Annotated in this window: 13 protein-coding genes; 5 read left to right on the forward strand and 8 right to left on the reverse strand. The window is 63.4% G+C overall.

Annotated elements, in window-relative coordinates:
- Positions 1 to 77: 77 nt before the first annotated feature.
- Complete coding sequence (locus tag F7D09_RS03980; protein ID WP_152234127.1) at positions 78 to 347, forward strand: hypothetical protein; 270 nt, start codon at positions 78 to 80, stop codon at positions 345 to 347.
- 87 nt (positions 348 to 434) lie between these two features.
- Here the strand turns inward: F7D09_RS03980 and F7D09_RS03985 are convergent, their stop codons facing one another.
- From F7D09_RS03985 to F7D09_RS04005, 5 genes are all read right to left on the reverse strand, one after another.
- Complete coding sequence (locus F7D09_RS03985) at positions 435 to 704, reverse strand: phage major capsid protein (protein ID WP_264371975.1); 270 nt, start codon at positions 702 to 704, stop codon at positions 435 to 437.
- A gap of 200 nt (positions 705 to 904) precedes the next feature.
- Positions 905 to 1,453 carry a hypothetical protein gene (locus F7D09_RS03990; protein WP_152234128.1) on the reverse strand — a complete coding sequence of 183 codons (549 nt, stop codon included), beginning with the start codon at positions 1,451 to 1,453 and terminating at the stop codon, positions 905 to 907.
- Positions 1,454 to 1,550: 97 nt separating this feature from the next.
- Positions 1,551 to 1,799, reverse strand: coding sequence for a hypothetical protein (locus F7D09_RS03995; protein WP_152234129.1), 249 nt, complete (start codon positions 1,797 to 1,799; stop codon positions 1,551 to 1,553).
- Positions 1,796 to 3,214, reverse strand: a complete 1,419-nt coding sequence (locus F7D09_RS04000) for a VG15 protein (protein ID WP_152234130.1) — start codon at positions 3,212 to 3,214, stop codon at positions 1,796 to 1,798. The genes F7D09_RS03995 and F7D09_RS04000 overlap by 4 nt, the downstream gene beginning before the upstream one ends.
- Positions 3,102 to 4,148, reverse strand: coding sequence for a phage portal protein (locus F7D09_RS04005; RefSeq protein ID WP_226835934.1), 1,047 nt, complete (start codon positions 4,146 to 4,148; stop codon positions 3,102 to 3,104). The genes F7D09_RS04000 and F7D09_RS04005 overlap by 113 nt, the downstream gene beginning before the upstream one ends.
- 648 nt (positions 4,149 to 4,796) lie before the next feature.
- Here F7D09_RS04005 and F7D09_RS04010 point away from each other — a divergent pair.
- The 4 genes from F7D09_RS04010 (at position 4,797) to F7D09_RS04025 (ending at position 8,058) form a co-directional block, all read left to right on the forward strand.
- The gene (locus tag F7D09_RS04010; protein ID WP_152234131.1) at positions 4,797 to 5,006 is read left to right on the forward strand and encodes a helix-turn-helix transcriptional regulator; all 210 of its coding nucleotides are present in this window, start codon (positions 4,797 to 4,799) and stop codon (positions 5,004 to 5,006) included.
- A gap of 106 nt (positions 5,007 to 5,112) precedes the next feature.
- Positions 5,113 to 5,304 carry a hypothetical protein gene (locus F7D09_RS04015; protein ID WP_152234132.1) on the forward strand — a complete coding sequence of 64 codons (192 nt, stop codon included), beginning with the start codon at positions 5,113 to 5,115 and terminating at the stop codon, positions 5,302 to 5,304.
- Between the two features lie 104 nt (positions 5,305 to 5,408).
- Positions 5,409 to 6,767 carry an MATE family efflux transporter gene (locus F7D09_RS04020; RefSeq protein ID WP_152234133.1) on the forward strand — a complete coding sequence of 453 codons (1,359 nt, stop codon included), beginning with the start codon at positions 5,409 to 5,411 and terminating at the stop codon, positions 6,765 to 6,767.
- Between the two features lie 247 nt (positions 6,768 to 7,014).
- Positions 7,015 to 8,058: a zinc-dependent alcohol dehydrogenase family protein gene (locus F7D09_RS04025; RefSeq protein WP_152234134.1), complete on the forward strand. Its 1,044-nt coding sequence runs from the start codon at positions 7,015 to 7,017 to the stop codon at positions 8,056 to 8,058.
- A gap of 266 nt (positions 8,059 to 8,324) precedes the next feature.
- On the opposite strand, the gene F7D09_RS04030 is transcribed toward F7D09_RS04025, so the two are convergent.
- From F7D09_RS04030 to F7D09_RS04040, 3 genes are all read right to left on the reverse strand, one after another.
- On the reverse strand, positions 8,325 to 9,497 hold the full coding sequence (locus F7D09_RS04030) for an SPFH domain-containing protein (RefSeq protein ID WP_152234135.1): 1,173 nt from the start codon (positions 9,495 to 9,497) through the stop codon (positions 8,325 to 8,327).
- A gap of 104 nt (positions 9,498 to 9,601) precedes the next feature.
- Complete coding sequence (locus F7D09_RS04035; protein ID WP_152234136.1) at positions 9,602 to 9,835, reverse strand: hypothetical protein; 234 nt, start codon at positions 9,833 to 9,835, stop codon at positions 9,602 to 9,604.
- Between the two features lie 49 nt (positions 9,836 to 9,884).
- Positions 9,885 to 11,357 (reverse strand): DUF6591 domain-containing protein, encoded by a 1,473-nt coding sequence (locus F7D09_RS04040; RefSeq protein ID WP_152234137.1) that lies wholly within the window; start codon positions 11,355 to 11,357, stop codon positions 9,885 to 9,887.
- Positions 11,358 to 11,571 lie beyond the last annotated feature (214 nt).

Below are 11,571 nucleotides of genomic sequence, written 5' to 3' on the forward strand. Positions count from 1 at the left end.
TGGCATGTCCATACCTGCCATGAGAATCGATTTCCAATCGTCTCCGCATGACGATGGAGCCGCCAAGGAGGGTTGACATGAGGAAAGCAGATATTGCGTCGGAGACGTTACTTGACTGCGGCGGCTTCCGCTTCTACGACAATCACATCGAGATAGACAAGCATGGCTTTTTCGGCGGGTTCAAGGGCGTGGACGTTATCTACTACAGTGACATCGCCGGGATTTCCGTTCGAGGCAGCATCATGGATGTCAAGAAGGCCGCCATGAAAAACGTCATCATGTTGCGCTTCAGAAACAGAAAACAGGCGCAGGAGGGGCTGAGCATCATCAACACGCACAAAGCATGAGTCATCGCGCTATGCGCACGTATGCGAAAAACGAACCCAGCCGGCACCATGGTTTTGGTGCTGGTCGAGGGCGTTGTCGTAGGCGTCTTATTTTGAACGGGTTTTAGGGGATAATCCGAGCTTTTTCATGGTAGCGCGGACCACCTGGCCAGCCTTGCGGGCGATGGCCTGCGGGCCCTTCGCGATGACCTGCTGGGTGATCGCGTCGAAGTCACGGCGGAACTGGTTGCTAAACGGCAGGATCACTGCGATGGTGTACGGCACCATGTCCTTCTTGTCGAAGCCGACGCCGCTCTTGGACTTCTCCGCGCCCTCGGCGACCCAGTCGGCCTCGGGGTCGCCGGTGATGATCGGCACGCGCACGCCCTTGCCCGGCAGCGGGATCTACGGGACGAGCTGCATGAACACCATCTGGTAGACGGCGTTCTGCCAGATGGTGTTCTGGGTCTCTGGGGTCAGGTCAAGACCGCCGGACTGTCGTGTCATGGTCGGATCTGCCATGATGATGCTCCTTTCGAGCTATGGGGTTGCTGATGTGATGGTGCTCGGAGGGTTTTTCAGAAGTTGATGAGGCCGAACGCGTGGCGGAAATCGTCGGCGAGCGTGGAGCGCGGGTTCTCCGGCTGGACGGTCCCGTTCGTCTGCGCGGGGATGCCGGTCTTCGGGAGCCTGGATTCCACGTACTCGTTGACGGCCTTCGCGTGCGCCTGCATCGCCTCGAGGCTGTCGCCCACGATCAGCGACGCGGGCAGGCCATTCTCCTCGGCGACCTGCGCACGCCATTCGGCAGTCTGCTTCTCGGCCTTGAGCGCGTCGAGCTCCTTCTGGAGCTTCGCTGTGCGCGCCTCGGCCTTCTGCGCTTCGCTCATCTGCGACTCCTTGAGCTTTTCCAGCTCGTCGGCCGCGGTCTTGTTGTCCTTGGCGCGTTTCTCCCACTCGCGCGAGTGGCGGATCGCGTCCTGGTACTTGGCCTGCCAGTCCACGGCGTCAGCCGTGTCCTCGCCGTCGTCGCCGGTCCCGGATGCGTCCGAGCCGCCCTCCGCGCCCGAGTCCACGAGACGCAGGCGCTTCGGCAAGCAATGCCACGGCAGGTTGAATCCATGCATGATGGTCCTCCTTGAATTGGTTGATGGGCCCGTTCCGGGCATAAAAAAACCACCCGTGCGGGTGGTCATAAACATGAAAAATGGTTATGGCGTCAGGTCAGAGCCTGCCGGAAGCCTTCAGCCGGTCATATTCATCGGCCAAGTCATCCGTTGAGAACAGCAATCCGGCACGGAAACGCTTCTTGGCTTCTGCTGAGACCCAAGCCTGTTTGACTTCCGGATAGGGATAAAGGCCGGTTTTCTTGCATACAGAAGCGATCTCCTCGGGGTCAGTCACCTCGATCAGGTCACCGGGGTGGAATACGAAGCGGTCGTATTCCTCATCGTCGAAAGGATTGTCGCTCATAATGTCCAGTCTACCAGTCGAACGAACACCATGACGCCGTTGCCGGTATTCGCGACGCTTTCTACCCGGAGACGGCTGTTTCTTGCGATCAGAACTTCCTCCTGACGCTTCTTGGACTTGCTGATTGGTTGGAGATAGACGGCGTTGAATCCTGACGGGACAAGGATTCTGACGGCGATTCGGTCAAGGCTCTTGTCGGCGAGCACGCCACCATCAAGCAATGATGTGGCCATGTATCCGGGATGGTCGTAGAACTTTCCGGGCACGAGGCCAAAGACGTCTTCGACGGAAGACAACCCAAATGTACTCAGCGGCATAAGGCGGTCGACGGTGAACTGTTTCTGCGTCCAATGGTCGCTCATGGCCTCATCTATCATGTCGATGAGTTCCCGGGTGATGTCGTCCATCGGGGATTGCCCGTACAGCGCCATGTTGATTTGCTTGAACGTGCCGTCGGTCCATCCGCGCAGCGCCTTCCGCTTCTGTTCGGGAGTGTATTTGTCCCACGGCATACGCACGGTGAAATCGGACAGGCGAGAGAGCTCGTCATCTGTTGGTTTGATGGCGTTGTGGCTCCAGCGGATGTTCGGGGTCGGCGTCACGCCGTCGCTGAGTCTGTCAGCGTAGATGCGGCGCATGGCGGCGAGGTCAGCGTTGCGTGGCGCGGCCTTGCCGGCCGCGGCCTTGCCGGCCTCGTACATGGTCTTGGCTTCGCGTTGCGAAGTGGTGAGGACATCGTTCTTCCATCCGGGGATTGCGGTGCAATGACAGTGACCGTCGTGGAAGCTGCCGCCGAACTTGGCGGTGTCCTTGCTGTGGTAGACGAAACCGCGTCCTGCGAGCATGACGCAGAACGCACAAGGCCTGATGCCTCCTGTGACGCGCGCCCAGCGCGGTCCGGTGGGGTCCTTGGCGATGTTGTCCTGCATGGTGTAGCGGGCGGAGGCGCGCACCATGTCTGCCGCCCACTGCATCGCGTCGTCCACGTTCGTCAGACTCGGCCACAGGTCGTCTATGGTCACTCCAGCGCGGCTTCGCCGGTTGATGGTCTGCTCGTAGGTCAGGCCGTTGTAGTCCGTGTCGTTGAAGCCGCCGGCCATGCGGTAGAGCGTGCGGTCGGGATCGTATATGCCGCCGGCGTCGAAGTCCTCCATTGTGACGCCGTACGCCTGCTCGTAAGCGTGGCGCACGTCGTTGTAGTAGTCGTTCGCCCGCTGGGACGCATCGCGCGCGTAGTCGCGCATGATGCCGGTCAGGTCGGCGTCAGAGCGGCCATGTTCGGCCTCGATGGCTGCAGCAGCCTCATCGGCCAGCGTCTCGAGCCCGCTCTGGTACCTCTTGGTCAGTTGTTCCAGCGTCGCTTCCAGCTGCCGGCGCTTGTCGTCCGATATCGGAGGAAGGTTCGGACTGGCCATCGGAACCTCCCTGTCTGTTCGCGGCTACCTGCTCCCGGATCTGGTCTATGTGCTCCTGTGCGCGCACTCGCTGCTGGTATGCGCGGAACGAGGCGAGCTCCTCGGCGGTCAGGCCGAGCTTGGCGAGGCCCACGTCGCTGTCGCCCCACGCGCTGTTGACGCCGGCGACCTTCGCGTAGTAGTCGGCGCGGGCCGCGTCGCTCACCTCGCGGGTGGGCGCCCACAGGGGGCGTATGCCGGTCAGGTCGGGCGGCTCGGCGGTGTTGTCGCGCAACTGCACGGCCATGCCCAGGGCGTTCATGAGCTGCCGGCCGAAGGCGCGGTTCTGCCGGTTCGCGGTGCGGGTCAATTGGTTCTCGCTGGCGGCCAACGCCTCGGCGCTGGTCGGGTTGCTCAACCGTATGCCCAACTGTTCGGCGGGGATGTCGGTCTCGGCGGCGGCGAGCATGGCGATGGTCTCGAGCATGTCGCCGTGGGGCTGCATCGACGCCTGGCTGACCTGTTGGAGCGTGGGGATGTCGCCGTTCGCGTCGCGGGACACGGCGTTGATGTTGGACACGAGCGCGGTCCACGTGTCCGCGCTGAAGCTTTCGCGGTTCAGGCCGAGGAACCAGATCTTGGGCACCGAGTAGAACTCGGCGGACGCCTCCATGCGCACCATGGTGCGCATGGCCATGTCGGTCAGGTTCATGAGCGCGCGGTTGATGCGGCTGCGGCCGAAGGGCCGGTCCATCTGCCGGTCGTAGACGATGGGCACCACGGCGGTGCGGCCGAGCCGGTTGTCCTGCCGTTCGGCCTCCCACCTGCCGCCGGATTTCCGGCACGCGTAGTTGCGGCCGGGCATCCATATGTTGAACGCGGTGAGGTTGCCGTACTTGTCGTTGACGGTGACAGTCAGCTCACGGCCATGAACGCTCCCGAACGGAACGTGCACACGCTGCTTCCGTCGCAGCTGAACGTCTCGCCGCCGGACTCGTGCGGCGCGGGCTTTCTCGTTCCCCCATTACCCTGTTGAGTAGGTTCCGATGGTCGGGACTGGGTCGCCATATCACAACTCTCAATACCGTGTGCCGGACGGCAGGAGCCGGGGCAGCGCGGCCAGCAGCATCGGCTCACCGGCATTGCGGCTCCTTGTTTTGTTGGTGTGTCTCGGTGGCACGGCTTGCATACCTATCATTATTTTGTTATGACACTTATGTAAGCCAAGGAAATAGAGATGATGCAGGCTGCAGGCCAGCTGCTTATGGGAGATGGCACAGCGCTTGCCCATCGTGCCGCTGGTCATCAATCTGCGTGGCGGCAAGACGTCTCGACCGCAAAAGCCCCGCAAGCGCATCCGGTTCCACAGACGCGGCAAGCGGCGGTGATGTGGCGCGCAGGCCCCGAGCAACCTCACTGTCCAGAGTCTGCGACGTCTCTCCCCGAACTACACTATGACTACCATGAACAGCAAGATATTAGGACAATTCGCAGTATTGTTCGGCGCGATATCACTGAGCGCTGCGATTTTCGACGAGCCAATCGTAGCAGGCGTCTTCGGACTGTGCGCCGGGCCCCTCGGATACATGGCGGGGAACACGCAATGACCATACACTACCTGAGCCTGACGGAGGTCGCCAAAAAACTCGGCATCACCAAAGGCGCGCTCGCCCAATACAAGCTCCCCGAACCCGACGTGACCGTCGGCCGCGCCCGCGGCTGGCTGCCGGAGACCATCGATGAATGGAACGCGAGCCGTCCCAGTCGCGGCGTCGGCGGCGGCCGGCCCCGCAAGCACAAGGGCGACGACTAGATGGAACAGTGCCCGTGGCATCGCAACCACAGGCGTTGTCTGTTCCGGACCGTACAGCCGGTCCGCGCCCGGGCCTATACCGAAGTCAAAGGCGGAAGGAGCGCATATGCTCGGCATCGTCATGACCATAGGGCTCATCATCGTTACGGCGTTGTGTGCCATCTTCGGCGTTCAGCATCATCTGGACGACAAGGCGAACCGACTCTCGCACGGCAACACGGTCGACCGTGCATACTCCAAGGATCTGCGTGACATCTCACGTAAGATGGATCACGGCAAGTACTATCCGTACTGCTGACCGTCCGAGCAGCACACGAAACCAGTGCGGCAGATGGTCGCAGCGTCCCGACAGCCGGACGGTGACGCCACGCGCAGCCGCCGACGCGTGTACAGTGACGGTACGTGGTTCAGGTGCATGCAATCAGACGCGCGTCGGCGGACGCGAAGTATCACGAGATGACGGAGAGGCCCGTGAAGCCGCTTATCCTGCGGCTTTGCGTGCCGGCGGTCGTGTCGAATCTGGTGACGACCGCGTACAACCTGACCGATACGTTTTTCATCGGACAGCTGGGCACCTCGCAGTCGGGCGCGATCGGCATCGCGTTCTCCATCATGACGGTCATGCAGGCCATTGGCTTCTTCTTCGGCCAGGGTGCCGGCAATTCGATGAGCCGCGAACTCGGCAAACGCAACAACGAGCGTGCCGCGCGGCTTCTGGCCGTCGGTTTCGCCGGTGCGTTCCTGTGCGGTCTGACGCTCGCCGTCATCGGCTTGGCGACCCTGCATCCGCTGGTGGTGATGCTCGGGTCGACGCCGACCATCGCGCCGTACGCCATCGTGTATCTCACGCCGATCCTCATCGCCGCGCCCTGCGTGTGCGGCTCGTTCGCGCTCAACGGCCTGCTGCGTTACCAAGGCCAGTCCGCGTACGGCATGATCGGCCTGGTGACCGGCGCGCTGCTGAACTTCCTGCTGGCGCCGTTGTTCATTTTCGTGCTGCACATGGGCATTTTCGGCGCTGGGCTGGCAACCGGCATCTGCCAGACGGTCAGCTTCCTGATCCTGACGTTCATGAGCCGCCGGTTCGGCGTGATGAAGCTGTCGCTGCGCAACTGCCGTCCGGACACGTTGCTCATGCGCGAGGTGTGCGGGGGAGGGCTGCCGTCGCTGCTTCGGCAGGGTGCCGGTTCGATCGCGACGACGTGCGTGAACATCGCGGCAAACCCGTTCGGCGACGCGGCGATCGCCGGCATGGCGATCGTCATGCGCATCATGCTGGCGGCGAACTCGGTAATCATCGGCTTGGGCCAAGGGTTCCAGCCGGTGTGCGGCTACAATTACGGGGCCGGCCTGTACCGGCGCGTCAAGGAGGCGTACTGGTTCTGCATGACCCTCTCCACCTGCGTGCTGCTGTGCCTGGGAGCTGCGATCTGGCTGTCCGCCCCGCAGCTGGTGGAGGTGTTCCGCTCCGACCCGGCGGTGGTGTCGGTCGGCGTGGCCGCGTTGCACATCCAATGCTGCACGGTCATGCTCAACGGCGTGAACATGATGGGCAACATGCTCAGCCAGACCATGGGCAAGACGGTCATCGCCTCGTTCCTCGCCGTGTGCCGCATGGGCCTGTTCCTGGCGCCCGTGGTGCTGATCCTGCCGCATGTTCTGGGCGTGCTGGGCGTGGAGATGGCGCAGTCCGTGTCGGATGTGCTGTCGTTCGCTGTGACGCTGCCGTTCACCGCGCGGCTGCTGCGCGGACTGCGCTAGCCGCCCGCGGTTCGTGGTGCGTTTTGCCCGGTTCGCACCCCTGAAACCGGGCGGAACGCACCATGAACCGCGGAGGACGGGTCTTTCGGCGGGCTTTTCAACAGGCTTCCCGGCGTGTCGCGATTTGCACTTCAAGCGCTTCAGGCTCGTAGCGTTGACATCGTTGGAATCCGTACCGTCGGGGCCCGCCCGGCCGGAGTGCCGGCTGCGGCGGGAACCTGGCGGCGTCTGATGGAATGGAGTTGACATGACTGAGACGATGAAGGCCGCAATCTTCGTCAAACCCGGCGAGATGACCGTGCGCGAGGTGCCGAAGGCGCGGGTCGAGCAGCCCGGTGACGCGCTGGTGCGTGTGGTGCGCGCCTGCGTGTGCGGCTCCGACCTGTGGTATTTCCGTGGGGTTTCGCCGCATCCGCAAAACAGCCAGATTGGCCATGAGTCGATCGGCGTGGTCGAGCAGGTGGGCGATGAGGTCACGTCCGTGCAGCCCGGCGATTTCGTGGTGCTGCCGTTCCCGTACAGCTGTGGCAAGTGCCCGGTGTGCGAGGCCGGCTTCGAGTCCGTGTGCCCGCACGGCGGCTATTTCGGCGCCAGCCAGGCCGAGTATGTGCGTGTGCCGGAGGCGGACGGCACGTGCGTGAAGGTGCCGGGAAGCCCGGAGGATTATGATGACGAGACGCTCGCCTCGCTGCTGACCATCGCCGACGTGATGAGCACCGGCTACCATGCGGCTGTCTCCGCCGAGGTGAGGCCCGGCTATACGGCGGTGGTGATGGGTGACGGCGCGGTCGGCCTGTGCGGCGTGCTGTCGGCGAAGATGCTGGGTGCGAGCCGCATCATCGCGATGAGCCGTCATGAGGACCGTGCGGCTGTGGCCCGCGAGTTCGGCGCGACCGACATCGTGCCCGAACGCGATCAGGCGGCGATCGACCGTGTGCTGGGGATGACCGGCGGCTATGGCGCGGACGCGGTGCTCGAATGCGTCGGGTCGAGGCAGTCGTTCGACACGGCGTTGGGTCTGATCCGTCGTGGCGGCGTCATCGGCCGTGTCGGCCTGCCGCATGATGTGGAGATCAGCGCCGAAGGCACGTTCTATGGCAACATCGGCATCAAGGGCGGCCCCGCGCCGGTGCGCCACTATGACCTCAAGGCCGGTCTGCTGGACGCGGTGGTGAACCATGAGATCGATCCCGGCCGCGTGTTCACGGGCGTGTACGACCTCGACCACATTCAGGAGGCTTATGAGGCGATGGACCAGCGTAAGGTCATCAAGTCGCTGATCCGGTTCTGACGTTGGCCGGCCGGATGCGGCCGTGACGCTCCCCCGTCAGCTTCGCTGACAGCCACCTCCACCGAGGGGGCCAAGGGCACCATTGTCCGGCGCATCCACAGCGCTAGGTGACAGCCACCTCCACCGAGGGGGCCAAGGCTGGGCGTCTTATGTGCTGGCGTCGCGTGGGACAGCTCCTCCACGGAGCGCGCAAGGGTGCTATCGTCCGGCGGATCCACGGTGATAGGTGACCAGCCCCACCTCCACGGATGGTCTGCGGCGGCTGATTACAGTCCGAGTATCTGCCGTTTCTTCGCGTCGAACTCCTCGGCGGTGAGGATGCCGGCGTCGAGCAGCTCCTTGAGCTTTTTCAACGCGGCCATCTGCTCGTCGAGCGTCATGGTGGATGCGGCCGGAGACGGCGTTGCGGTGGTCGCCGCCGGCTGCACGGCCGGTGCAACATCCTGCACCAGGGGAGCGGCGTTCATCGGGTTGATGGACTGGGCCATGGCCATGCCGAGCAGCATGCCGCCTTCGCCGAATCCGTGTTCGCCGATCCCCGCCGCGATGCGCTGCTGCGCCGCCATGTTCCCGGCTGCGGCGGACACGCCTTCATAGGCGGTCACATCCATGCGCTTCGAGGAATACTTGTTCACCAGCTCACGTGATTCGTCCGTGAACTCGATGCTTTCGATGCCTACGTTGGTCACTTCGAAGCCGAACCGCGAGCGCCATGTGCCGGCGTTGGCCGGGTCCTCGCGTACGGTGGCGGCGATTGTGTTCGACTGTCCCGGCAGTTGGGATATCCGGTACTGTTCGGACAGCGAGTTGACGGCGACGCTGAACGACTGGATGAACTCGGAGAGGATCTGCCGTCGCGCCCCGGGGTCGTCGAACGAGTACGATGTCGCGTTCGCCGGCACGAAGTTGCGTACGAAGCGTACGGCGTCGACGACTTTGAGCGAGAGTGCACCGCGCGCGCGAATCTCCAGGTCGGTGTCGTAGAACCGGTCATGGTAGACGAGGGGTGCCGGCGTGCCGAATTTGACGCCGCGGATTTCGCGTAGGTTGATGAACGCCACGTACTTGGTGACGCCGGGTTGCCCGCCGAACTTGAACCGGTCGGCGACCGTGGTGAAGAGCGAGCCGATGCCGTCGCCGGCGAGCACGCTGTTCTCTCCGTCACGGTATTCGTATCCGCCTGGTTCGGTGATCACGTTCTCGATGCCGGACTGGCTGAAGATGAAGGCGGCGGTGTTCTCCGGCACGTAGATGCGCGAGCCGTTGCTGATCACGCCGTCCGAACCGCTGTCGTTGGAGCCGCGTCCGTTGTTCGACCGACGGGGCACGCCGGGCGCGACGACCGTATGTTCGTCGAACGTGTCTGCGGTGATGATGTCTTTCCACAGGTCGGCGAAGGTGCCGCCGATGGCGCCGGAGAATGCTCTGATGATTGCCATGTTCGTCTTTCTTCGTCATACGCGGCTTGCCGCCGCCGGCCGATTGTCCGTCATGCAGTCGACCGGTGGCCGTCGCCGCTGTCGTGCCGTCTGTATGGTCCCTGTTACGGCAGCTGCGTGCGTCGGTCGCAGTAGGGGCATTGCACGGTCTCGTGGCGTGCGCCGGACAGCGGCGCCCCGCAGCCTTCGCACACGCAGGTCGATTGCGCCGGTTTCACGCCAAGTCCGCTGGCGAACGCGCCGACAGTGTCCTTGAGCGTGGTCGCCAGCTGTTCGGTGCCGGGGATGGCGTGCGAGAACGGCTTGCCGTCCCCGCTGTCGGAGTTGAACAATCCCATGTCATGGTCTCCTTTCCATACGCGGACCGGTCCCGTCACGGCAGGCGGCTCATTGCGCCATGGTGGCGAGCTTCTGGTTGATGCGGGTCTGCGCGTCGATGTAGTACTGCTGTTCCTCGGCGGTGAGCTGACGGTCGTCGTCGAGCGCGTCGAACTTCTTGGCCATGTCGTCGTATTGCGACATCCACTTGGTGTAGTCGACCAGCATGCTGGCGGGATGCCCTTCGGACGCGTACTTGTTCATGAAGTCCACGTACTCGTTCATGAACTTCTCGTAGCTGTCGACGGCAGCCTTGAAGTCGCCGTCAGTCGTGGTGCCGGATTGGTTGCCGGACTGGATGTTCTGTCCGCTGGCGTTGCCGTTGCCGGACTGCGTGCCGGACGATTGGCCGTCCGACGACTTGCCTTCCGTGGCGCTGGACGCGCCCGTGCCGTCGGTCTGGGAATCATTGGTCTGGGAATCATCGGTCTGCGGATCGTCGGCCTGTGAGTCGTCGGGCTTGCTGATGGAGATGTCCATGACGTCCGTGTTGTCGTCGTTCACGGAGACTTGCACGCTGTAGCCGTCCTTGTCCTTGCCGGAGAACATCGTGTCGCTCTTGCTGTAGTCGACGGTGAAGCCCTTGGCCTGCACCGCCGAAACGTAGGCGTCGTACTGCGACGCGTCGGTGTCGCACACGGAGATGGAGAACGAGTCGGCGCTCTCATGATTAATCTCGCCGGTGGCGGATTTCGGATGAGGCAGGCGGGCGACGAGGTCGGAGGTCGGCCACGTGTACTCCTTGCAGGTGACCTTGAGCGATTCCTGGAGTTCACGTTCGGCGGCCTTGTCTTTGAGGTCGCCTTGGATGACGGACACGCCGCCGAGAATAAAGCCTGCGGCGGTGATGCCGACCGCCACCCAAGCTAGGATGCGTCCCTGCGCTTTGCCGTCCTTGCGTGTGACGTATACGGCGAATCCGGCGAGCAGCGCGGGCAGGAGCGTGAGGAACACGAGCAGTCCCCAGCTGCCGATGCCGACCTTCATGCTGATGAGGATGAGCAGCAGGAACAGCGCGTCGACGATGACGGCCAGCACGGCGAGCTTCGACGTCTTCTTGTCCTTGGTCGTGGGGCCGGCGGGCGTGACGACGGAAGCCTGCGCGGGGGAGCCTGCCGCCGGGTTCATCGGTGACGCGGACCCCGATCGGTCTGCTTGCACTGGTGCGGCCGGCATGGCGGACACCTGGGCGTCGAGGCCGGCGTAGAATTCGTCACGGCGTTTGCCGCTGTCGTCGCCCGTGCCGTCAAGCCGGGCCTCGGTCCCGTTCGGCGTCGACGTCAGTCGCAGCACGAAGGTCGCGTCATCGTAGTCATGGAAGGCGACGGTGCCGGCAGGCTCGTCCACCGAGTCCAGGGTGAACGTCGCGTTGACGGCGAACAGGTCGCGCACGGCCTGAATCACCTGCCGAGGTTCTGTCGCATAGATGCGGTCGGCGGTGGGCTTGTCGGGCTGCGCCGGTTGTGTGGTGGAATCTGACATGGTGCTTCCTTCGTCTCGGCTTCTCGCAGCTGTGGAAGGGCGGCATGATGTCCGTCGGCCTCATCGTCATACGACCACGCGACCAACCCGGCATCAGGTTCGGCGCAATCATGTTCCCCTGTGTGGTCACAGCCTTGCACGTACATCTACCAACTGTAATCAAGTGTGAAAATGTAATCAAATTAGCGTTGTGTCATCACCGTGTCACCGCGTG

This window comes from Bifidobacterium leontopitheci (assembly GCF_009193355.1).
Lineage (GTDB): Bacteria > Actinomycetota > Actinomycetes > Actinomycetales > Bifidobacteriaceae > Bifidobacterium > Bifidobacterium leontopitheci.